21 protein-coding genes are annotated in these 22,403 nt (G+C 32.4%); 14 read left to right on the top strand and 7 right to left on the bottom strand.

What is annotated here, in order from left to right:
• Window positions 1-211: 211 nt before the first annotated feature.
• The 3 genes from DZ60_RS23975 to DZ60_RS0103290 form a co-directional block, all read right to left on the bottom strand.
• Window positions 212-3,439, bottom strand: coding sequence for a M14 family zinc carboxypeptidase (locus DZ60_RS23975; RefSeq protein ID WP_025740467.1), 3,228 nt, complete (start codon window positions 3,437-3,439; stop codon window positions 212-214).
• A gap of 351 nt (window positions 3,440-3,790) precedes the next feature.
• Window positions 3,791-5,248 carry a DUF692 domain-containing protein gene (locus tag DZ60_RS0103295; protein ID WP_025740465.1) on the bottom strand — a complete coding sequence of 486 codons (1,458 nt, stop codon included), beginning with the start codon at window positions 5,246-5,248 and terminating at the stop codon, window positions 3,791-3,793.
• Between the two features lie 11 nt (window positions 5,249-5,259).
• On the bottom strand, window positions 5,260-5,664 hold the full coding sequence (locus DZ60_RS0103290) for a hypothetical protein (protein ID WP_025740464.1): 405 nt from the start codon (window positions 5,662-5,664) through the stop codon (window positions 5,260-5,262).
• 372 nt (window positions 5,665-6,036) lie between these two features.
• On the opposite strand from DZ60_RS0103290, the gene DZ60_RS0103285 reads away from it, so the two are divergent.
• From DZ60_RS0103285 to DZ60_RS0103265, 5 genes are all read left to right on the top strand, one after another.
• The gene (locus DZ60_RS0103285; protein ID WP_025740462.1) at window positions 6,037-7,560 is read left to right on the top strand and encodes an aldehyde dehydrogenase family protein; all 1,524 of its coding nucleotides are present in this window, start codon (window positions 6,037-6,039) and stop codon (window positions 7,558-7,560) included.
• 9 nt (window positions 7,561-7,569) lie between these two features.
• Complete coding sequence (locus tag DZ60_RS0103280) at window positions 7,570-7,950, top strand: DUF779 domain-containing protein (protein ID WP_025740461.1); 381 nt, start codon at window positions 7,570-7,572, stop codon at window positions 7,948-7,950.
• A gap of 128 nt (window positions 7,951-8,078) precedes the next feature.
• Window positions 8,079-8,504: an SRPBCC family protein gene (locus DZ60_RS0103275; RefSeq protein WP_025740459.1), complete on the top strand. Its 426-nt coding sequence runs from the start codon at window positions 8,079-8,081 to the stop codon at window positions 8,502-8,504.
• The gene (locus DZ60_RS0103270; RefSeq protein ID WP_025740458.1) at window positions 8,494-8,817 is read left to right on the top strand and encodes an ArsR/SmtB family transcription factor; all 324 of its coding nucleotides are present in this window, start codon (window positions 8,494-8,496) and stop codon (window positions 8,815-8,817) included. The genes DZ60_RS0103275 and DZ60_RS0103270 overlap by 11 nt, the downstream gene beginning before the upstream one ends.
• A gap of 281 nt (window positions 8,818-9,098) precedes the next feature.
• Window positions 9,099-10,319, top strand: a complete 1,221-nt coding sequence (locus DZ60_RS0103265) for a M12 family metallopeptidase (protein ID WP_025740457.1) — start codon at window positions 9,099-9,101, stop codon at window positions 10,317-10,319.
• A gap of 91 nt (window positions 10,320-10,410) precedes the next feature.
• Here the strand turns inward: DZ60_RS0103265 and DZ60_RS23970 are convergent, their stop codons facing one another.
• The gene (locus DZ60_RS23970) at window positions 10,411-11,052 is read right to left on the bottom strand and encodes a hypothetical protein (RefSeq protein WP_025740455.1); all 642 of its coding nucleotides are present in this window, start codon (window positions 11,050-11,052) and stop codon (window positions 10,411-10,413) included.
• Between the two features lie 299 nt (window positions 11,053-11,351).
• On the opposite strand from DZ60_RS23970, the gene DZ60_RS0103255 reads away from it, so the two are divergent.
• The gene (locus DZ60_RS0103255; RefSeq protein ID WP_161634362.1) at window positions 11,352-12,551 is read left to right on the top strand and encodes a response regulator; all 1,200 of its coding nucleotides are present in this window, start codon (window positions 11,352-11,354) and stop codon (window positions 12,549-12,551) included.
• Window positions 12,552-12,575: 24 nt separating this feature from the next.
• Here DZ60_RS0103255 and DZ60_RS22360 read toward each other — a convergent pair whose 3' ends face one another.
• The gene (locus tag DZ60_RS22360) at window positions 12,576-13,481 is read right to left on the bottom strand and encodes a M23 family metallopeptidase (RefSeq protein WP_241448704.1); all 906 of its coding nucleotides are present in this window, start codon (window positions 13,479-13,481) and stop codon (window positions 12,576-12,578) included.
• Window positions 13,482-13,882: 401 nt separating this feature from the next.
• Here DZ60_RS22360 and DZ60_RS0103245 point away from each other — a divergent pair, with 401 nt between their 5' ends.
• Window positions 13,883-14,716 (top strand): OmpA/MotB family protein, encoded by an 834-nt coding sequence (locus tag DZ60_RS0103245; protein ID WP_025740450.1) that lies wholly within the window; start codon window positions 13,883-13,885, stop codon window positions 14,714-14,716.
• A 157-nt stretch (window positions 14,717-14,873) separates the two neighbouring features.
• On the opposite strand, the gene DZ60_RS0103240 is transcribed toward DZ60_RS0103245, so the two are convergent.
• Window positions 14,874-16,088, bottom strand: coding sequence for a class I SAM-dependent rRNA methyltransferase (locus DZ60_RS0103240; protein WP_025740449.1), 1,215 nt, complete (start codon window positions 16,086-16,088; stop codon window positions 14,874-14,876).
• 139 nt (window positions 16,089-16,227) lie between these two features.
• Between DZ60_RS0103240 and DZ60_RS0103235 the strand changes: the two genes are divergently transcribed.
• From DZ60_RS0103235 to DZ60_RS0103225, 3 genes are read left to right on the top strand one after another with little or no spacing between them, the layout of a single operon-like run.
• Window positions 16,228-16,539 carry an ArsR/SmtB family transcription factor gene (locus tag DZ60_RS0103235; RefSeq protein ID WP_025740447.1) on the top strand — a complete coding sequence of 104 codons (312 nt, stop codon included), beginning with the start codon at window positions 16,228-16,230 and terminating at the stop codon, window positions 16,537-16,539.
• 57 nt (window positions 16,540-16,596) lie between these two features.
• Window positions 16,597-17,382, top strand: coding sequence for a PhzF family phenazine biosynthesis protein (locus DZ60_RS0103230; protein ID WP_025740446.1), 786 nt, complete (start codon window positions 16,597-16,599; stop codon window positions 17,380-17,382).
• 29 nt (window positions 17,383-17,411) lie between these two features.
• Window positions 17,412-18,101, top strand: coding sequence for an aspartate/glutamate racemase family protein (locus tag DZ60_RS0103225; RefSeq protein WP_025740443.1), 690 nt, complete (start codon window positions 17,412-17,414; stop codon window positions 18,099-18,101).
• Between the two features lie 43 nt (window positions 18,102-18,144).
• On the opposite strand, the gene DZ60_RS0103220 is transcribed toward DZ60_RS0103225, so the two are convergent.
• Window positions 18,145-19,662, bottom strand: a complete 1,518-nt coding sequence (locus DZ60_RS0103220) for a DEAD/DEAH box helicase (RefSeq protein ID WP_025740442.1) — start codon at window positions 19,660-19,662, stop codon at window positions 18,145-18,147.
• Between the two features lie 309 nt (window positions 19,663-19,971).
• Between DZ60_RS0103220 and DZ60_RS0103215 the strand changes: the two genes are divergently transcribed.
• The 4 genes from DZ60_RS0103215 to DZ60_RS0103200 all read left to right on the top strand — a co-directional run bounded on the left by DZ60_RS0103215 (window position 19,972) and on the right by DZ60_RS0103200 (window position 22,370).
• Complete coding sequence (locus DZ60_RS0103215; RefSeq protein WP_025740440.1) at window positions 19,972-20,847, top strand: alpha/beta hydrolase; 876 nt, start codon at window positions 19,972-19,974, stop codon at window positions 20,845-20,847.
• Between the two features lie 66 nt (window positions 20,848-20,913).
• A complete protein-coding gene (gene msrB, locus DZ60_RS0103210; protein WP_025740438.1) occupies window positions 20,914-21,387 on the top strand; it encodes a peptide-methionine (R)-S-oxide reductase MsrB in 474 nt (157 codons plus the stop codon).
• A 5-nt stretch (window positions 21,388-21,392) separates the two neighbouring features.
• Window positions 21,393-21,788 carry a peptide-methionine (R)-S-oxide reductase MsrB gene (msrB, locus tag DZ60_RS0103205; protein WP_025740436.1) on the top strand — a complete coding sequence of 132 codons (396 nt, stop codon included), beginning with the start codon at window positions 21,393-21,395 and terminating at the stop codon, window positions 21,786-21,788.
• A 33-nt stretch (window positions 21,789-21,821) separates the two neighbouring features.
• On the top strand, window positions 21,822-22,370 hold the full coding sequence (locus DZ60_RS0103200) for a hypothetical protein (protein WP_025740435.1): 549 nt from the start codon (window positions 21,822-21,824) through the stop codon (window positions 22,368-22,370).
• Window positions 22,371-22,403: the final 33 nt, after the last annotated feature.

Below are 22,403 nucleotides of genomic sequence, written 5' to 3'. Positions count from 1 at the left end.
GAACCTATACCAAGGTATTACTTATTTCTGAAAGGTAAGAGACTTCTTTAGAAGTTTTCTGAAGAATTTTCACATATTAAAAATATCACTCTTTTTTTGATCTTATTGGTAATATAATTATGATTTTAAAAGGCCTTTGTAAAAAGAAATATCTAATCACAAAGGCTTTTTAAAAATGGTATTTAACAATTCTAAAATACAATGATTACTTTTATTTATCAATAACGAACATCTTGGTTATACTCTTTTGTGCATTTATTTTTAGCATATACACTCCATTTGGTAATCCTGATACGTCAATTTGATTATTAGTAACAGTATCACTAGTTATGTTCTGTCCCATAGCATTAATGATAGTAAATGACATTTTTTTTGAGTAAAACCCTTCTATAAATAAGACTCCATCTTTATTAGGGTTAGGATACAACAAGATATCAGTTACATCAGTATCTACTATATTTTTAGTTTTAGCTAGAGAAGACGTTCCTATTTGGATGGTATAATCTTCTACTTCTCCGTATGTAAATGTTTCACAGGCATCTGGTGCAGTATTATATTTCATTGACACACGCATTCTGGTTATACCACTTAAGGCTGTTTCTGGAACCACAAAACTATAAGATTCATTAGTACTTGTATTTGTGAGTGCTGATACTATTTGTTCTGAAGCATCAAAAACTCCATTTTGATCATAATCAATCCAAACACCCCAATATTCATTATATGCTGCATTAGCAAATCCAACACGCAAGATTATATTATTGGCTCCAAAATTAATAGCGCCCACCAAGTTTGTGAAATCCGTATATCCTGAGTTTGCTCCAGATTCATTGGATATCCCACCTAACTCTACATAATCAATATATTCATACGACACATTATTTCCTTGAGACGTACAATATGAGATTGTATTTTCTAAAGTTGTGGCACTAATAGTATTACTAAATCCTGAGCTATTACCACTCGTATCCTTTGCTATTATAGAAAAAGAATAGCTCGTATTTGGTTCTAATCCAATAGCACTATAATTTGTACTTGTAGCACTTCCTATTAAATTATTATCCTGGTATATTTCATATTCAGAAACACCAATATTATCTATTGATTCATCCCAAGAAACGCCTATACTATTAGCCGTTACTGAGGTTATTGCCAAGCCTGTTGGTATTGATGGGGCTTCTGTATCTGGATTCGATGATTCTATTCGAATATCATCGATTGCCATGTCACTCTGCCAACTGGTGCCTGTAGTTCCTCTAAATTGCAAAAATATAACTTGACCACTATATGAGGAGAGATCTACAGTATTCTGATTCCACTCATCACCGAGGTTTCCACTAATAGACCATATACTTGTATAATTAAATGCATCTGTGCTTACAAGAAGCTCTAAACTTCCCATTGAGCTACCATACATGTGGTATCCAAAAGTTATGGCAGGATTAGAGATACTTAAATCAATACACGGACTTTCTAAAATGGCAGTCATGTTGGGGTTTCCTGGTGGGCTTACATTACTGGATGCCTCTGTATAAATATAAAAACTACCATCTTGCGCATTTGATGGTCCGGTAGCAGAAGACGGTGTTCCTCCAGAATTACGGGTCCAATCAATATCTGATGTTACATTCGTCCATACACCAAAATCAGATTCAAAACTTTCATAATACGGAAAACTACCAATAACTGCGCAAACACCATTTTCTAAAGTGGTAAATATAACTGAGTCACTATATGGAGAACTCACACCACCAATACAATTACTACGAACCTGAGCTTCGTACTGTGTGTCAAAAAGTAATCCGGTCAGATTAAGGGTTGCTGTATCAATGCTTATTTCAGTCCAATCGGTGGTATCAACAATTCTATATCTGATATCATAATCAGTATCACTGTCATTATCCCAATTAAGAGTTGCTGTTGTAGTTTGAATATTTGATGCAACAAGACCTGTAGGAGGTAAATCAGTAATTGGTGTTAATTGTACATTTTGTATAACCGCACTATAATTAGCAATACTTACATCAGTTACCACTACAGATTCATAACATTCTGCCTCATACAAAATATCATAAGTTCCGGCTTCTATAGGTCTGTAATAATCTCCTTCTGGTAACTCTGTTGGCGTCCAAGATTCATAGTTTTCTCGCCCAACAATAGTTATTTTGGCCGCTATTCCCTGATTGGTTACTGCATCGGTAACAACGCCTCTAATACCATAATTGATTTGTTTTAGAAAAGCCAAAAGAGCTTCCTGATTATAATTCCAATAATCATCTAACAAGCTAGAATTAGGTGTTTTATTATCTGAAAGCTCAACTGTTACTTCACGTCCTTTTTCAAAATATATTTGATAATCTTGTCTACCACCTTGTACCTCATACCAGTCATAACCATTTGTAATTCCGTTATTCAATGCATCAAAATATCCGCTCGGACTATTTGCTTGACAGAGATCCCGATATTCTTCGCACACCTGAATAAAATAATCCTCATCAGGATGTGCTCCTGCATAGGTATCCCAAGGATAATTAATAAGTTCTATCCCACCATGAAAATTAGCGGATAACACAAAGTGTTTAGACGCTGTAAAGTCCATAAATGCAATAGTTTCTGTTTGATAAGGATTGCCATCAGGATTAGCACCATCATCAGGATCTGGGTAATTTCTATTTAGATCTACATTATTCGCATTCCCTCGTGTTGCATTGGCTACAGAACTATTATCTGGACTATTGTTAAATGTACCATCAGGATTCGCCAATGGATTGATCCAAACTTCATTGTTATCGAGTAAGTCTTTTATTTCAGCGTGTCTTGAGTTAGCAGTATCTGTGTATGCTTCTACTAAGAAGTTAATTAAGTTTAACATCATAGGATACCCGGCAATCTCATCACCATGCATTGACGATGTATACATGATACGAGGTTCTTGTTCGTTACTAGCAACATTATCTGATAGTTTTATAAAAAGTAATGATTTATCACCTTCGGTTGTAGTTCCAATATTTTCTAAAGAACATATTGATGGGTGATTTGTTACAAACTCATTCATGATTGTTTCATAATCATCATAAGTCGGATATGCAGTAAGCGGAAATGTTGTAGCTTTTACTGCTAGATCTGTAGTCATTGTTTTGTAACCAATAACATTATCTTCAGGAAAAACAGTAAAAGGAGTTTTTTTCTGAAGAAACAAAGCAAATTGATTCTCATTGGCCATTACTTTAACGGTCTTTGTATCATTATTATAATGTACAATGGCTAATTCCTTGGTAATTTCGCTTAATTCGGAAGTGTTTTCAATTATAAAATTAAAAATAACTTCTCCTTTTGTGGTTAGATATTCATTAGCAAGTGCTGTATTACTTTTTTGAGCAAAAACAGAAAGGTTAATGATGCAAGACATCATTAACATTACAAAAAGGTTTTTTTTCATGGTTTTAAGAGTGATTAGTGTAGAGTTAGTATAATGTTTTAATATTGTTATCCTTACAAGGTACTATAAAAACCATCAAAATTCAACTGTAACCTTAACTTATAACGATTATCAATTAAGATACTCTCAAAGAATTCTTTATTCTATTTTTTAAGGCATTTTATTTCATAATTAGAAGTTCTAATTATTGAAATCTTACTTCGTACTGTTATTATAAAGTGCAACAAAGCACTTTATGGATCAAAAAAATACTATTTTTCTATAGAATCATAAAAGTGTATACCACGTAGATGAAATCAATATTTAAGTTTTAGAATTAACTTTTGTTCTATTATAAATTGACGCTAATTTTTAGTGTATCACCCTCCACTCGATACTAGTATTCTCTGGAGTTATCTCTATTTGATATGCTCCCAAATCTCCTATTTTTTCTGGTAGTTTACCCTGTGATAAAGCATTAAACATCGGCATCGGATCGGCATCAAAAGATACGACTCTAAGTGTCTCATCCATTAGGGTATCCAAAATAGCGCATTCATAGTTTAGTAATCTATCGAGCCAAGGTAACTTGTAGTTTTTGTGTTTTAAATATTTTGCAAAATTCTGAGCCTCTTTATAACTCAATTGCTCAGGAGGGTTTAATTTCCAAAAATCGTTTAAGATCACTGCAAAAACCTTTTTACCTAACACCAACATCATATATCGAGTGGTGAGCTTAAAAATTCGCGCAATCATAGAGGCTCTAAACTCTTTGATAAGCTTTTGATAGATTTCTATTCTATCATTATTTTCAGAATTATCATCTAGTGCAATTTTTCCGATAACTTGATTTCCTAAAATATGCTCCCAAGCTATAGGCTCATATTCTTGATTAAGTTTTTGAATTGCATGTACTGTTTCGGGTAGTTTTTCACTATCTTTTATAGAATAAGGTTCCCTACGACGTTCCCATAGTTCTCTTACATTTTCCATTTCTGAAATAATTAGGTTATCTCCTACTACAGGAATATAAGAATCAAATATTTCGTAAGTGATTGCTTTTAGATTATTAAGATCTGGCAAAATTTCTCTTGTAATTGCTAGTAGCCTCTTATCAATTGGGCCCGAATGAGAATCCATCCATAAACTATTTAATTCTGTCCCCCCTGCAATGTGCATTTCTACCACATTATTTAAAGGGATTTCTTTCAGAAAATCCGTAATACTCTCTCTACCATTGAGCTGATTAGCAAATAAGTTATGAATATCAAGCAAAATACCACACCCAGTCTCTTTACACAATTGCGCAACGAAGGCACCATCGCTCATTTCGTAATTATTAGGTTTTAAATAATTAACACCAGTTTCTATTGCGATAGGTTTCTGTATTTTTTCTTGAAGATATTTTATGTTTCGGATTGCCAATTCTAACCCTTTTGATGTTTGACATGGTGGAAGAAAAAAACCAGTATTAAATTCGGTAGTAGCATTAAAACTAAGGTGTTCTGTTACCCAAGGGCTATCAAACAATTGAGCAGAATATGCAATCAATTCTAATTGATCTTCTTGAGGCAAAGTACTTCCTCCTACAGGAGCACCAATACTGTGCACAAGTTTATTAAAAGGTAAAGTATTTATCGAATTAAAGACATCAACAGGGATCTTAAGACAATCATTTTGATCCCTAATGCATAGGGTTTGTGGTTCTATTTCTAAGGTATCAATAAGGCCATCAGGGAAATTAATTTTCTCAATTGTTGGCGAATAAATAATGCCTACCCCTAGTGATGGTAGGCATTGTAATTCTTGAGTATTTTGCAGTACACTCATAAAATTTGTTTTTAAAAATTAAAATCAAATTGATTTTGGAAAAAAATATCATTTCCTGAACAACAAGCTAAGCACCCTATCTCCTCAAAAATAGTTGCTATTGCTTTGTCTATTTTATCAATATCATAAGATACTGCTGCCGAGACTCCTACATTAAGTGTTCTGGTCGCTAATGGTTTTCCCTGAATAGCCGAAAACCGCTCACTAGAAGGTACAGATCTTGTAACTACGTTTTCACTTGGGTCTAATACATAATCCCTTATTGTTTCGAAATAGCAGTCTACCCCAGAAAAACATTTAGGACATCCCAATTCATCTAATAATTCAAAAATGCTTTTTTTAAAGGCGTCGGCATTGTACGCCACTTTTGCTGGGATAGATAATTTAATCGCTCCCCTTGTTTGATTAATTTCCATTGTTGTTATGTGTATTATACCAGTTATCTTGTTTAAACTGGCCTTGATTAGTACTTCTATAAAATTACTGTTGTGAACATATCAATGAAAGAGGTAAATAACTAAAAACCCAGCAGGTTTACCCCTGCACTTTTTGAGTTAAATGACGGGTATAGTCATAGTATCAAATATGTATTTAAAATGAAGCGCTAACAAAATGTGATTTCAGAAGATTATTTATCTCAATATCATCAAAAAATTAACATCATTTATAAAATATAAACAATTAAAATTTGGTATATTTAGAAGCATAGACCTCTTCTTGTCAACACATTACATCATACGACAATTACACACACTTCATTACTTAACAACATTAATTCTATTATTATTATGAGTATTTCAAAAGCATCCCCCAAAAGCAAATTCGAAAAACCAAGTTTTAAGGATAAATATGACAACTATATCGGCGGAAAATGGGTAAAACCATCTAAGAATGAATATTTTGATAATATTTCTCCTGTAGATGGAACCAGTTTTACAAAAATAGCACGTTCTACAAGTGCCGATGTAGAATTAGCAATTGATGCAGCCTGGGCTGCCGCTCCAGAATGGAACAATACTTCGGTGACATATCGAAGTAATTGTTTATTGAAAATTGCAACCGTTCTAGAAGAAAACCTAGAAATGTTAGCGCGTGCCGAGACTTGGGATAACGGAAAAGCCTTACGAGAAACTATGGCAGCCGACCTCCCTCTTGCTATCGATCATTTTAGATATTTTGCCGGAGTAATTCGGGCAGAAGAAGGATCCGCAAGTGAACTTGATTCTCAAACAGTTTCTTTAAGTATTCAAGAACCATTGGGAGTTGTAGGACAAATTATCCCATGGAATTTTCCATTATTGATGGCAACCTGGAAAATAGCACCAGCATTGGCTGCAGGAAATTGTATTGTATTAAAACCCGCAGAACAAACCCCTGTCGGAATTATGATTCTGATGGAACTTATCGAAGGTATTCTACCTGCAGGTGTTCTTAATGTTATTAATGGTTTTGGGGTAGAAGCCGGAAAACCATTAGCATCAAGCCCTCGTATAAGTAAAGTTGCTTTTACAGGCGAAACTACTACAGGACAACTCATCATGCAATATGCTTCAAAAAATATCACCCCTGTGACACTTGAATTAGGAGGTAAATCACCAAATATCTTTTTTGAAAGTATTATGGAAGCTGATGATGCTTTTTTTGACAAAGCAATAGAAGGTGCTGTTATGTTTGCTCTCAATCAAGGAGAAGTATGCACTTGTCCTTCTAGAATTTTAATACAAGAGAATATTTATGATGCATTTATAGAACGTGTGATAGAACGCACAGAAGCAATTAAATTAGGCCACCCATTAGATCCAGAAACTATGATGGGAGCACAAGCATCAAACGATCAATTCGAAAAAATCCTTAATTATTTATCTATAGGAAAAGATGAAGGTTGTGAAGTCTTAACCGGTGGTGGCGAAGCATATATCGAAGGACTCGAAAAAGGGTATTATATACAACCTACATTACTTAAAGGAAATAATAAAATGCGCGTATTTCAAGAAGAGATTTTTGGACCCGTTGCGTGCGTAACTACTTTCAAAAATGAGGAAGAAGCAATAGAAATTGCAAATGATACTTTATACGGACTTGGTGCAGGAGTTTGGACACGAGATATGCACCAGGCATATCAAATATCAAGGGCAGTAAAAGCTGGACGTGTTTGGGTAAATTGTTACCATACCTACCCTGCTCATGCACCATTCGGTGGATACAAAAAGTCAGGTATTGGTAGAGAAAACCATAAAATGATGTTGAATCATTATCGCCAAACCAAAAACATGTTAATATCGTATGACAAAAAAGCTGCAGGATTTTTTTAATAGTATATCATGGTATCAAGAATCAAGATAACCGAGACAGCAAAAGTCACAATCGATACCCTTAGAAATGAGCATGGGGAATTGATGTTCCATCAGAGTGGAGGATGCTGTGATGGATCATCCCCTATGTGTTTTCCTAAGGGAGAGCTATTTATTAATGAAACTGATGTTTGTTTGGGTACCATTCATGGCTGTAATTTTTATATGTCGGCAGACCAATTCGAATATTGGCGACATACTCAATTAACTCTCGATATTACTCAGGGACGAGGGGCTAGTTTTTCTCTTGAAATCCCCATGGGAATTAGATTTGTTATTAAATCAAGAATGTATACGACAAAAGAATTAGCAGATTTACATCCTATATATTTTGGAAATAACGTTACTTAACTCCCCTTATTCGTTTTATGCTCAATATAATGAAATCTCAAATACGCAACTTTATGGTTGCGTATTTGAGATTATTTCTTATATTTGCAACCATATAGTTGCATTATTAATCATAAAATTATAGAATAATGAAAGATGTTATAGTTAAAGAGCACGTTTTTAATCATTCGATAGACAAAGTATGGAATGCTATTACAAATTCTAAAGAAATTTCTACTTGGTTTTTACAAGCCGATTTTAAAGCCGAAAAAGGATACGAATACACATTTAATTCCTCTGGCGAAGATTGTTCCCCGATTAAAGGTAAAGTTTTAGAAGCAAATCCTTATACCCTAGTTTATACATGGATTGTAACAGAAGTACCTGTAGAAACTACCGTAAAATGGAAATTAGAAGAAACAACCGAAGGCACTAAACTTTATTTAGAACATTCTGGGATTTCAAACTACGAAGGAGAAACTGCTGTCAAAATGTTTTCGAGCTTTGATGGTGGTTGGGACAATTGTATCTCAGGTTTAGGTACGTATCTTAAAGAAATTATTTATGCAGGATAAGATTACTGCCGTATTAAAAGCAATCGCAGATCCGACAAGACGTGAAATTTTTCATGTTCTGTTGATTGCAAGTACTGCATTACCCATTACTCAGATTGCTAATCAATTTGATATCAGCAGACAAGGAATCACAAAACACCTTAAAACCTTAGAGGAAGCTGGTTTGGTAGTCATTGATACCAAAGGTAGAGAACGTTTTTGTAATGCAAACGCTACCCCTTTAAAAGAAGTAAATCAGTGGCTGCAAGGTTATGAGCAGTTCTGGAACAATTCTCTTAGTAATTTGGGTGATTATTTAGACAAAAATTCTTAGTCTAAATTGTAAATCATTCTACTAAGTATATTTCAAATTAATTTGGCAGCAATCCAGAATTGTTGCCTTTTCTTTTTTTCAAGATACTTCTTTTAACTTGTTATTTTATTCTTCGTTTTACTCAAAAAAATTCTTGTTTTCATATTTTTTTATACGTAATACACTAAGTTATATAATGGTTTAACAAATGTTAACATTTTATTTAACAATAATTAAAATAATAATATACCTGATTTTATAGTTACATACTTGTAAAAAAGTAATTTCTTAAAACCATATTAATGAAAACAAAAAATGTATTTAACCAGCTAAAGGTGGGATTTTTGGCTGTAACACTATCATTCTATTCATGTAATCAAAATGAACCACTTGAGGAAGTCTCTGATACTATTACCGAAGTACAAGAAGAACTTATCGAAAAGTATTTCTTAGGAGAAAAGGTTCTTGTAAAATTAGAAGATGATGGCACTTATAGTCTACAGGGGTCAGATGTTCGTGTTTTTCCTGAACAATTAAGTGACACAGCTATTCCTGTTGCTGATGATACTACACCTCCTGGTGATGAAATTGAAGCAAAATTAGGACTATGGGGAAGTGTAAATAAATGGACTGATAACACAGTAGTTTATGTAACCCAAGGGCTAAGTAGTTCTGTATTAAGTGAACTTCAAGTATCCATGGATGAATGGAGCAGCAAAACTAATGTAAGATTTAAGGAGAGAACAAATGAATCCAATTACGTAACTATTAGTAGCAATGGTAATGCTTGTAATTGTGGTGTCGCTACTTTAGGAATGAATGGATCTAGAGGATACATGCAGCTTGGTACACGTACTACGGCTGTGGTAATAATACATGAGATCGGACATACTCTAGGGTATATTCATGAGCAAAACCGATCAGATAGAGATGATCATATCATTATTAATTTTGAAAACATACAAGATGGAGCCGAAGATCAGTTTTATGCAAGTAGTTCTTCTGTTTTGGTAACACGAGATTTTGATATTAATTCTACAATGATGTATGGTAGCTATACATTTAGTAAAAATGGACAGCCTACGATAACAGATCTTAATGGTAATACATTGCCTAGTCGTCAGGCTGCTCTTTCTGCTTTAGATATAGAAGGAACTAATATAGTATACCCTTCTTCGGATGAGGAAGAAGAAGAAGAGGAAGAGGAAGAGGAAGAAGAGGAAGAGGAAGAGGAAGAACCTTCGAACCCCTGTGATGGTATTGCAGAATGGGTGTATGGACAACGATATTCTGTAGGAGACCTAGTTACATATAGAGGTTACTTATATGAAAGAGATTATACACGATGGAACCGAATTGCAGAATGTACAGAAACTACTGATAGTTCTGATATTTGCGCTGGTGTATCTGCTTATAGTAGATATAATAGCTACTCTGTAGGAGATCAAGTAACATATAATGGATATTTATATACACTTCAATCTAATGGTAGATGGACAAATAATGGGCGTTGCAGCTCATAAAACAGAGATTTATTGTAATTAGAAAAAAAGGACCGTTTAGTACGGTCCTTTTTATTTTTTTATATGGTGACAACGTTATTAATAATAAAATTTAATTTTTTACAATAATCATAGTCGCCTTTTTACCCGTTGTAAGATTCCATTCATTATTCGTTATTAAAACTCCTTGCTCATCATACAAATGAAACTCAGCTGTATTTGGACCAGCATCACCTTGATTAAGAGCAAGAATATCTATTTTATTAAAGCCTTTTATCAAGTCAATTTCAATTCCTTTAAACTGACCAAAAAGAAAAACCTTAGAAATAATAACTTTATCATTTACTAAAATTCTTACGATATCACCATCTACTGTTTTGTGATCTCGATAGATTAATTTTACAACCTCTCCATTGTTTTTAAAATTTCCAAAATATTGATCATTGTTGTATTCATCTTTTATTTTATTTTCTTCCTCAAACCATTTAGGTTTAATTTCTGGAGCTTTGGGTTTATAAAAACCATCATTTCCGGTCATATCAAAACTTTGTTGAGGGCGACCGTATTTACTTAAATCATGGCTTGTATTACTATTTAAATTAGTATCAGTAGAAAGTTTGCCTTTTGATAAACTATATTGATCCGTACTTTGGTCACTCTCCAAATCAATACGTATAGAAGAAGAATTTTCTATTTGGGCGCTCGCTACTAATCCCATTGCTAACAAAAAAAGAAGGATTAATTTAGTTTTCATATAGTATGTACTACCTATTAATTTATGTGTAAAGATACAGTTCTTAAATTATTTAATTTATATCTAGCGATTCCTTTTAAAACATTCATGTATATTAATAGACGCCCTATTTTTATTATAATTACAGAATTCTCTATTTCAGTTTTTCGTTAAAAAATAGAATACTATAAAAAACTGAACTAAATTTGTAGTATCGACCATATATTTATTACTTTGTCAAAAATTTTTTTATGATCTATTATAGTATCGGAGGGGTACTACTAGCTTTAGTAGTTTTTTTGTTGTTTCGCTATTCAAAAGTGAAAAAAAGTCTTGCTCAAAAAAGTGAAGAATTAGAACTTCTACAACAAAAAACAGAAAAGCAATTTCGATTACAACAAAATTTTATTACCATGCTTAGTCAGGAACTAAGAACACCATTATATGGTATTATGGGACTCACAAATCTTTTGGCAGAAGAACAACCTGAATTAAAAGATAATAAGCGATTAAAATCTTTAAAATTCTCTGGAGATTATCTCTTAACACTAATTAATAATGTACTAAATGTTAATATTATTGATAATAAGGAAGTTATTGCAAAAAGTGTAGTTTTTGATCTAAAGGAAGTTGTACAAAATCTTCTCAATTCTTTTAGCTACGCTACAGAAAGCAGTGATAACAAATTACATTTTGAGTTTGATCCAGAAATAGAAAATAATATTAAGGGAGATCCAGCAATACTATCTCAAATTCTAATGAATTTGGTTAATAATGCGTTACGTTTTACAAAAAATGGAAATATCTATTTTTCTGTTGGGCTCGTTAAAAAACAAAACGGTATATCTAATATATCTTTTAAAATAAGCCACGACGGAGACGAAATTTCTGACGAAGCAGAGTCATCTATCTACAGAGAGTTTATAAATATTGAAAAAGCTAAAAAGTCATATTTAGGAAAAGGAATTAATTCTAAAATTGTGAATCGTTTAGCAAGAGCTATTAATGCAGAAATAATTGTAGAAAATAATTCTCGAGTAGGATCACAATATACTATTTTGGTTGATTTAGAATCTGCCGAAGAAATAACTGATGTAAAAGAAGGCAATCCAAATTTATCTGATAAAGTACCCTCTTCTAGCACTTCGCGTTTGAAAGCCTTGATTGTAGATGATAACAAATTAAATCTTTTGGTAGCTGACAAAATGTTGTCTCAAGAAAACTTTGATTGTACTACAATAGATAATGGTTTTGATGCAATAGATTTAGCCAAGGATAATGACTATGATATTATTCTTATGGATATTAATATGCCAAAACTAAATGGTATAGGTACCACAAAAAGAATTCGTGAATTTGATACTAAAACTCCCATCATAGCTTTAACAGGAGTAGATATTACTCAATTAAACAGACAAATTGTACAAGCCGGATTAAACGATTATTTATTAAAACCTTATAATAAAATCACATTGTTAGAAATGATTAATAAATACCTTAATATAGCTTCGGCTATATAAAATTCACAACTAATTATTACAGAATTAATTAATAATTATCTCCTGCCCTATTTTAAGAACTGAGTTATAGTTGATAGAATTATTCTTACAGATTTCTGATACCGCTAATCCATGTTCATTTGCTATTCTGTGCAAAGTATCGCCTTTTCGAACTACATATGTTTTTTTCTTTAGTTCTTCAGAAACGTTTATATGATCAATCGTTTTATGAACCACTATCTTACTCTGCCTTGTGGATTTATGACTTCTTGGTGAAGCCCATTTTCTTGTTACAAAAAGAGCTTCTGATCTAATTTTTGTATCGCTATCAAACTCAAACAAATATTCTGGATTTATACTCTTACCTCTATATCGTACCTCTAAATGTAAATGACTACCTCTTGCATTACCAGTAACACCACCTTTTCCTAGAATATCGCCTTTACTAACAACATCATTCTCTTTAACTAGTAATTTTGATAAATGTGCATATACTGTTTCTAAACCATTATGATGCCTAACAACAACTACATTACCATAACTACTATAATAACGTGCAAATCTTACTTTTCCATCCAATAGTGTTTTCACACTATCACCAATTTGTAAATCTATATCAATCCCTTGATGTGGCCTACCTCTTCTCCAACCAAACCTTGAGGTAACTACCATTTTTCTTGAAACAGGAGATGAATACTCCTTATCAGAAAAAACTAATTTAATAGGAAAATCAACAGAACCTTTTGAATATGGATTGAATCTTTTGGTGTCCCATGATGCCAGAAAATCTTCAGAATCTTCTGGTATTATATGATGTATATCATCATTTTTATCAGTAAAGAAGTTATTATTATCAGGATATATCGGTAGATCTAAAATGTTACCCTGTACTACAATTTTTTTATATCCTATTACTTTTACTTTTTGATCTAATACTTCCTGAGCTGACATTATTGAAAATGAAATACAAATCAAGAAATAAGATAAAAGCCTATTTCTATTTAAAAACATCAATTACTATTAATATATTTTACTAAATTAAATAAAGATATGGGGCTTACATTCAATTTGATTGCAATATAACTTTAAAAAATAACTCCTTATTATATTGAATTTTTACTTTTTTTAAAAAAATATATGAATACAAAAAACTTTAAAACACAACGTTTTGTAAATCAGTGTATTAATTTTTTTAACGGATATTGAACTTCCACAAAATAATTACGGTTAATTGCTCAAATCTTAAAAAATTAACATTTTTTAAGAAATTCATGTGAAAATATTAAGATTAAGAAAAACAATAAATGAAAGGACTAATAGTTTTAGTAGAACGAATATTTAATCAAATAACCATGAAAAGATCAATCACATTAATTGCACTGTCAGGAGTATTAGTTATGACGTCATGTGTGTCTAAGAAAAAGTATGTAGCCTTAGAGCAAGAACTTACTGATACACAAAGTAACTTACAAAGAACAGCTGTAGAGAAAGAGGAATTAGAGGAGAAATTTGCTAAAATCGAATCTAGAGTGGCTGACTACAATGCCAAAATTAACTCGTTAAGAACATCAAATGACGAAAAAATGGTAATGGTAGAAGATTTTGCTGCAATCTCTAACAATACAAAAGAGAAGATGAAGCAAACGTTAGCAAATGTAGATCAACAAAAACTACAAGGTGCTACATCTTTAAAAGATTCTATGAACTTAGCCGTTTCTCATAACCTAAAGAGTTCTTTATCTGATAATTTAAAGGAAGATGAAGATATTTCTATTGATATTGATAATACAGTAGTAATGATATCTATATCAGACAAAATGCTTTTTAACAGCGGTAGTTACAGAGTAAGTAATAAAGCAGATGATGTATTAAAGAAATTAGCAGAAGTTATTAATTCAGAACCTAGCTTAGAGGTTATGGTAGAAGGACATACAGATCCTAGAACTATCAGCACTCCAGTAATAGAAGATAACTGGGACCTTAGTGTAAAAAGAGCTACTTCGATTATTAGAAAACTACAATCATCATACGATGTAGATCCTGCAAAATTAATCGCCTCTGGTAGAAGTAGCTATAAGCCACTTGTAGAAAATGATACTAAAGAAAATATGGCCATTAATAGACGTACAAGAATCGTATTATTACCTAATATGGATAAATTCTTTGCAATGCTATCTGCTAATTAATTAGAGAGCGTATTAAGGAAAGTGTCAATATAGTATTGAAAAGGAAAAAGGGTGAATCTTGTTGATTCACCCTTTTTTTATTTGTCTGTCTTTGAGGTAGTTTTTAAGGTTTTTAATTCTAACAACATATACCGTTTGCTCCTTATTTTTAACTCTTTCAATTTAATATATAATATCCACATTTAAGATATGCTCCCTCAGGAAAACTAATAGGGTGATCAATATCATGCAATGTTTTTTCTATACATGTAAAAGTTCTTTTTGTTGAGAGGATATTCTTTTCAGAAATGTCAAAGAAATCTTGAGCAGATATTCTTGAAGAACAAGAAGCTAGTACTAAGATTCCCTTTTTTGTAACCAATTGAGATCCTAAAATGGCTAATCTTGCATAACTATTCATGGCTTTACCGATTTCATTTTCACGTTTTGCAAACGAAGGAGGATCTATGACAACAATATCAAACGTTTTTTGTTGATCTATAAGTTTTTGTAATCCATCAAAAGCATCAGAAACCATAATCTTGTGTATCCCATGATGACTATTAAGAATACCATTTTCTTTGGCCATATCAAGTGCTTGCTTGCTAATATCAAGACTAGTCACTTCTTTTGCTCCACCCGTAAGTGCATGTACAGAAAACCCACCAGCATAAGAAAATACATCCAAAACAGTTTTTCCTCTTGCTAACTCCCCTACTCTTTTTCTATTATGACGGTGATCCAAAAAATATCCGGTCTTATGACCTTTGATTACATTGGCAGAAAATAAAACGCCATGCTCCCGAAAAATAACCACATCATTCTTAAGTTTCCCATAAAGAATTTGCCCATCTTTAAGATCAAAACTTTCTCCTTTTGACTGCAACAACCTACTAAGTCGCAATACAATAGTCATACACCCCGTTACAGAAACGAGATGTTTAACAATCCAGTTAAGGTAAGGATACCATATTTGAGAGTACAACTTAATAACCAATACGTTATCATAAACATCAGCAATAAACCCCGGAAGACCATCATTTTCACCAAACAAGAGTCTATAACTATTCGTGTCTGTTTGAAGTAATTCTTGTCTTAATTTGTATGCCTGATCTATTTTTAAAACAAACCAATCTTCGTTGATCTTAGCAGTTTTTCTAAATTGAATAAGTTTGATTCTAATAGGTGAATAAGGATCATATAATCCACAGGCTAGAAAATTGTTTTTTTTAGTATCATAAATGATTACTAAATCACCCGCTTTTCCTGGTGTATTTTGTTTAATAATACTGTCTTCAAAAACCCAAGGATGCCCCCTCTTAACCATTTTTTCTGCAGATGGCCTAAGCTTTACAGCAACTGTTTTCGTTTGTATTGGTTTGATAATATTCATTTGCTGCAAAGATTAGTAATTATACCTAATAAATTATATAATAGGATTAATAATTTATAGTAATAAAAAATATAACCAATAAAAAAGAAAGAAAGTAACGCTATACATATTTATAAAATTAAATATGTATATTTGTTCGATGGATAATGATCAAATACTCGATATTAATAAAGCGTTGTCTAATGTGACTCGTTTAGAAGTACTAGATTGGTTAAAGAACCCTGCGTCTAATTTTCCTCCTCATAAAGAGCTAGGTCATTTTAATGATGGAGTTTGTGGACAGCTAATACAGGAAAAGGCAGGTTTATCACAATCGACAATATCTCATTACCTTAATAGTATGCAAAAAGTTGGACTATTAATCGCGACACGACATGGGAAATGGACCTATTTTAAACGAAACGAAGAGGTAATTCAAGAATATATCAGAACACTAACAAAACGATTATAAAAATTTGATTAAACATATCTAAAAAATTAGATATACCAATATATAAATATTCTAGTTATGAAAATTAAAATGTACCAAATTGATGCTTTTACCAAAACCTTATTTGGAGGCAATCCGGCAGCTATCTGTCACCTTCCACATTGGTTAGATGATCAAACCTTACAAAACATTGCTATTGAGAATAACCTTGCAGAAACTGGATATTTTGTTAAAAAAGATGACGGTTATGAAATTAGGTGGTTCATGCCTTATGCCGAGATAGATTTATGTGGTCACGCAACCTTAGCCTCTGCGTATGTAATATTCAATTACATTGATCCTAAAATCAAGGAAATATCATTTTATTCAAAAAGTGGTGAATTAAAGGCTATTCTAGAAGATGACGGAGCAATTACATTAGACTTTCCCTCTAATCCACCAAAACCAATAGCTATTCCTGAACAAGTATATAAAGCATTCAAAGGAACGCCAATATCTGCAATGGCAGGTAGAGATTTAACAATTGTATTTCAATCAGAAGAAGATATACTAAATGAAACCCCAAACCTTAATTTATTAAAGGGACTCCCCTACTTATGCACAATCATTACAGCAAAAGGAACATCAGTAGATTTTGTCTCTAGAGTGTTTGATGCGAATCCAGAAATTCCGTTAGAGGACCCTGTAACAGGTTCAGCACATACTTCTTTAGTTCCTTTTTGGGCAGAACAACTAAAAAAAACTCAGTTGCAAGCAAAACAATTATCTGCGCGTAAAGGAGAATTGTCATGTAAGCTAGAGGGAGATCGAGTATTCCTAAGCGGATATGCTGTCCCATATCTTATTGGAGAAATTCTAATATAAATAAACCTTTCATTATAAATAAGTTAACTATGAAAACTATTGGACTCATTGGTGGTATGAGCTGGGAATCATCTGCTATGTATTATGAAATAATTAATCAAGAGGTAAAAAAAAAATTAGGCGGGTTTCATTCTTCCAAAAGTATTATGACTTCGGTAGATTTTTCTGAAATTGCCAGACTACAAAATATAAATGATTGGAAATCATTAAACCAGTTAATGGTGCAATCAGCCAAACAATTAGAAAACGCCGGAGCAGATTTTATTATTCTATGTACAAACACTATGCATTTATGCAGTAAAGAAATAGTCAAAAACACCTCAATCCCATTTTTACACATTGCAAATGCTACTGCAGAGAGAATTAAATCCGTAGGACTAAAAAAAATAGGGTTGTTAGGAACCAAATTTACCATGGAAAAAGATTTCTATATAAAAAATTTAAAAGAATTTGGTTTAGAAACAATAGTTCCTAATAGTGATGATCGTAAGATTGTCAATGATATCATATTTAATGAATTGGTCCTTGGTATTATCAAGAATGATTCAAGAAAAGAACTTATACGAATTATAAAAGATTTAGAATCAAAAGGAGCTCAAGGTATTATTTTAGGATGTACAGAAATCCCATTACTTATAACACCCAGTGATGTTGATATTCACTTATTTGATACAGCCAGAATACATGCAGAAAGTGCAGTTATTTATGCGTTAGAATAACTGCTTTTTGCTATTAATCAACTGTTTACGGATTACTTAACATTCAATCCATAAATAGTTGATTAATTTTAGTTCTTAGTTTTCTTTTATAATCTTCTTCAAGCCAATCTCTATAATTTTTAGTGCTTTTACTAATACAATAAGAATATCTACGTACTCGATATTCTATATCCTGATCCAACAATTTGCTGAGTATTCTTGCATCAAAAACATCCTCACTATTCTGTACACACATACGTGCATGCTGCTCTATAGAACTCTCTAATACTGATAAACTTCGTATTCCCGAACGTTTTGTTTTTGCGTACTCTGCTTCTATATCAAATTCAATATCCTCAGATTTAGAGAACTCTTTACGTAAGTCTTTTGGTAATACATATTTAAAATTTCGTTCAATCTCTTCATCACCTACCAAATTGTCATAATAAAAATCTGGTGATCTAAATATTGATTGCCAATCTACATTAGAATTCCACAACCCAAACCTTGCGGTGTTATTCCCCAAATCTAAAATCAAAAATTCAGGTTTTGTCGGCAGGATTCTAGAACCTCTACCAATCATCTGAAAATATAATGTCAAAGATTTCGTAGCTCTGTTCAAAATAATAGTTTCTACCGTTGGTTCATCAAATCCTGTCGTGAGAATACTTACCGAAGTAAGAATTGCATCCTTAGTATTTTTAAACCATAGTAAAATAGATTCTCTTTCTTGTTTACTATTAGTATTATCTAAATGACGAATAGGATACCCTGCTTTCTTAAATGTCTCATAGACATAAACAGAAGTATTAATCCCATTATTAAAAATCAAGGTTTTCTTCCCTTTAGATCGCTCCTCGTATGCATGCAGTAACTTATCCTGCATAAGCATATTGGTATATAAATCTTCAGAAGATTTTACGGTATAATCACCATTCATACCAATTTTAAGCGAACCGAGTCCTACATCATACGTATACGTTACTGGTTTAGATAAAAAACCACTCTTGATTAATGAATTTATAGTGTCACCTACAATGAGTTCATGATAATTATCCTTCATAGGAAGTTTCATATTAGAACTAAGAGGGGTTGCAGTAACCCCTAAAATAAAGCAATTGTTAAAAAACCGAAACAGTTTCCTGAATGAGTTATAGTGTGCCTCATCAATAATTACTAAACCTATATCATACAGTTCTAGATGATCTTCATTAAGTCGATTATTTAGAGTTTCTACCATAGCCACAAAGCAGCTATACTCATTTTGATCATCCAGATCTTTTACAGCACTATTTATAATCTTATTTTTAACTTCGAACTCTGTCAACATTCGCGAAGTTTGTGCACAAAGTTCTATACGATGTGTAAGTACTACAACTTTTTTCTTTGTAGATGCAATATACCGTCTTACAATTTCCGAAAAAATCACAGTTTTACCACCACCCGTAGGTAATTGGTACAACAAATTATATTTTTTTGGAAACTCCTCTAGACGGCAAAAGATTTTATCTATATCGCGTTTTTGGTAGTCATATAATACTTTTTGTCGTTTTTTTGATATTTCTGTGGGCCTTAATCCCATTGAGTTCTAATTAAAAATAAGCTACTAAATTAAGTACTTTCTAAGTTATACAAAAGAATTAGTCCTATATATTTTTGGGGTTGATATTTGAATGAATGTTAATTAATCATAATTGTTTCATCCAAAAGTTCTTGTTATTTTAATTTTAAGTTGAAAACAGATTTTAACTTTTTTGATTACTGGTAAAAATCGTACTTTTTATTACCGTAAAGTAAACCTGTAGATTAATAAAAAAGACATTCAAAAAGAGTATTTTCATTTAGAATTAAAAACCAAAGGATCGCATTTATAAATAATAATTTCATTTGAATGAATAAAAAAAATAAGGATTTAATCCCTGTACAATCATTATTAATTCCCAAACCTATTATATACATAGGAAAGATTCTTAGTAAAATATCCCCTACTCTTGCTTTGAGATTTGCTGCTGGTCTATTTCTTACTCCGTTTGGTTATAAAATGCCAAAGAGAGAGAAAGACATGTATGATAAAAGTAAAAAGGAACGAATGCTTATATCAAAAATCAATCGTGAGATTATAGTATATACGTATGGTGTCCCAGATAATAATAAAAAAGTACTTTTAGTTCATGGTTGGTCGGGAAGCGGAACTCAATTATCAAAAATTGCAGAAACATTGATTAACAATGGATACAGCACCGTTAGCTTTGATGCACCCGCACATGGAAAATCACCAGGAAAAAGAACCATGCTCCCTCATTTTGTAGAAACCATACACGAAATAGAACAAAAATATGGTCCTTTTGAAACTGCTATAGGACATTCTCTAGGAGGCATGGCATTATTAAGGGCTTCAAATTATGGTTTACGGCTTAAATCATTAGTCATTATAGGTACAGCCAATAGTATCACACAGATTATCAAAGATTTTGCTCAAAACATGCAATTTGAGAACAAATTTGGAGTCCTGCTCAAATCGTATTTCGATAAAAAATTTGGAGAAAACCTTGATAATTACTCTGGGGCTGTTTCTGCTAAAGGGGTTAAAACCCGAACCTTGGTAATACATGATAAGAATGATGTTGATGTACATTACGATTCGGCATACGAAATCTCTGATAATCTAGAGTTTAGTGAATTATTGATAACAAAAGGACTTGGTCACCGAAAAATTTTAGGAGATAAAAATGTCATTTCAAAAATACTGAGCTTTATTTTGGAATAGTTATTGATAAGTTATTTTAAGCCAATTTATACGACTAGTAAGTTATAACATTACTAAATAAAAAATATGAAACGTATTATTTTACTACTTATTTCCGTTATAGCATTAGGTTGTACGGGCAAAGCACAAGAAACTAATAATAAGGTATATCCAATATCAAAAACAAATGCTGAATGGAAAAAGGCATTAACATCAAAACAGTTTTATATTCTTAGACAAGCAGGAACTGAGCGACCTTTCTCCAGTCCTTTAAATAAAGTATATGCAGAGGGAGCTTTTCATTGCGCAGGATGTAATTCGGCACTGTATGAAAGTGACCATAAATTTGACAGTGGTACTGGTTGGCCCAGTTTTGATCGAGCTGTAGAAGGAAATGTAGAAAAAGATGTAGATTATAACTTAGGATATGCACGAACAGAATTAGTATGTGCAACCTGCGGAGGACATTTAGGACATGTGTTTAATGATGGACCAAGAGAAACAACCGGAATGAGACATTGTATAAATGGAGACGCACTAATTTTTATTCCAAAAAAATAGAATCAATGAATAAATACCCGATCCAAAAATCTGAAGCTGAATGGAAAGAACAGCTTACCGAAGAAGAATATCGTGTTTTAAGACAAAAAGGAACAGAACGCCCCTTTACCGGAAAGTATAATCTTCATGTAGATGATGGGCAGTATACGTGTATGGCATGCAGTACACCTCTATTTTTGAGTGACAATAAGTTTGACTCGGGATGTGGTTGGCCAAGTTTTGATGAATCAATAGAAGGGCGTATAGAATATATTAGAGATACCTCACACGGAATGATACGAACAGAGATACTTTGTGCCAGTTGCGGAAGTCATATTGGTCATGTTTTTGATGACGGCCCTACAGAATCAGGGCAACGATATTGTGTCAATTCTGTAAGTATTAACTTCAATAAAAAATAATCTAAAAACAAATAATAATTAATTCTAAAATTTATGAAAAAAGCATTTTTTTTACTAATCATATTTGCCGCATTATTTACTTCTTGTGAAGGAGAGAGAGGACCAGCTGGTCTTGACGGGTTTGATGGTCTGGACGGAGAAGATGGAGGTGTTTTTCTTGCACAAACTTTTGAAATGGATAACATTGATTTCATTTCCTCTGATGGGTTTAGTGCAGCAATAGACTTTCCTATTCCTAATTCTATTGAAGTATTTGAAGCTGATGTAGCATTAGTATATATTCTTGACCCAGAATTATCGGCTGATGAAGGAGTAGATGTATGGGAGCCATTACCAAGAACCTTTTTGTTTGACGACGGTGGTTTTGCACAATTCAGATATAACTTTATATTCGATGATCCTTCAGGAATATTTGATATACAAATCGTTCTTGAATCAGATGATTTTGCTGCCTTAGATGCTACTTTTACAGAAGATCAAATTTTTAGAGTAGTGGTTGTACCATCTACTTTTGCCGAGACGACTTCTATAGATTTATCAAATTTTGAAGCAGTACAAGAATCACTTCAACTACAATTTTAAATTTATATTGAAAGATCATACGTAAGTATGTGA

Origin of the sequence: Aquimarina pacifica, assembly GCF_000520955.1 — a bacterium.
GTDB lineage: Bacteria > Bacteroidota > Bacteroidia > Flavobacteriales > Flavobacteriaceae > Aquimarina > Aquimarina pacifica.
Note: the sequence above shows the minus strand (reverse complement) of the source record. Positions and strands in the feature narration are given on the sequence as shown.

Excerpts from the sequence above, each read along its gene's own strand:
- DZ60_RS23975 (WP_025740467.1), bottom strand. The coding sequence starts at position 3,439 with ATGAAAAAAAACCTTTTTGTAATGTTAATGATGTCTTGCATCATTAAC.
- DZ60_RS0103295 (WP_025740465.1), bottom strand. The coding sequence starts at position 5,248 with ATGAGTGTACTGCAAAATACTCAAGAATTACAATGCCTACCATCACTA.
- DZ60_RS0103290 (WP_025740464.1), bottom strand. The coding sequence starts at position 5,664 with ATGGAAATTAATCAAACAAGGGGAGCGATTAAATTATCTATCCCAGCA.
- DZ60_RS0103285 (WP_025740462.1), top strand. The coding sequence starts at position 6,037 with ATGAGTATTTCAAAAGCATCCCCCAAAAGCAAATTCGAAAAACCAAGT.
- DZ60_RS0103280 (WP_025740461.1), top strand. The coding sequence starts at position 7,570 with ATGGTATCAAGAATCAAGATAACCGAGACAGCAAAAGTCACAATCGAT.
- DZ60_RS0103275 (WP_025740459.1), top strand. The coding sequence starts at position 8,079 with ATGAAAGATGTTATAGTTAAAGAGCACGTTTTTAATCATTCGATAGAC.
- DZ60_RS0103270 (WP_025740458.1), top strand. The coding sequence starts at position 8,494 with ATGCAGGATAAGATTACTGCCGTATTAAAAGCAATCGCAGATCCGACA.
- DZ60_RS0103265 (WP_025740457.1), top strand. The coding sequence starts at position 9,099 with ATGAAAACAAAAAATGTATTTAACCAGCTAAAGGTGGGATTTTTGGCT.
- DZ60_RS23970 (WP_025740455.1), bottom strand. The coding sequence starts at position 11,052 with ATGAAAACTAAATTAATCCTTCTTTTTTTGTTAGCAATGGGATTAGTA.
- DZ60_RS22360 (WP_241448704.1), bottom strand. The coding sequence starts at position 13,481 with ATGTCAGCTCAGGAAGTATTAGATCAAAAAGTAAAAGTAATAGGATAT.
- DZ60_RS0103245 (WP_025740450.1), top strand. The coding sequence starts at position 13,883 with ATGAAAAGATCAATCACATTAATTGCACTGTCAGGAGTATTAGTTATG.
- DZ60_RS0103240 (WP_025740449.1), bottom strand. The coding sequence starts at position 16,088 with ATGAATATTATCAAACCAATACAAACGAAAACAGTTGCTGTAAAGCTT.
- DZ60_RS0103235 (WP_025740447.1), top strand. The coding sequence starts at position 16,228 with ATGGATAATGATCAAATACTCGATATTAATAAAGCGTTGTCTAATGTG.
- DZ60_RS0103230 (WP_025740446.1), top strand. The coding sequence starts at position 16,597 with ATGAAAATTAAAATGTACCAAATTGATGCTTTTACCAAAACCTTATTT.
- DZ60_RS0103225 (WP_025740443.1), top strand. The coding sequence starts at position 17,412 with ATGAAAACTATTGGACTCATTGGTGGTATGAGCTGGGAATCATCTGCT.
- DZ60_RS0103220 (WP_025740442.1), bottom strand. The coding sequence starts at position 19,662 with ATGGGATTAAGGCCCACAGAAATATCAAAAAAACGACAAAAAGTATTA.
- DZ60_RS0103215 (WP_025740440.1), top strand. The coding sequence starts at position 19,972 with ATGAATAAAAAAAATAAGGATTTAATCCCTGTACAATCATTATTAATT.
- msrB (WP_025740438.1), top strand. The coding sequence starts at position 20,914 with ATGAAACGTATTATTTTACTACTTATTTCCGTTATAGCATTAGGTTGT.
- msrB (WP_025740436.1), top strand. The coding sequence starts at position 21,393 with ATGAATAAATACCCGATCCAAAAATCTGAAGCTGAATGGAAAGAACAG.
- DZ60_RS0103200 (WP_025740435.1), top strand. The coding sequence starts at position 21,822 with ATGAAAAAAGCATTTTTTTTACTAATCATATTTGCCGCATTATTTACT.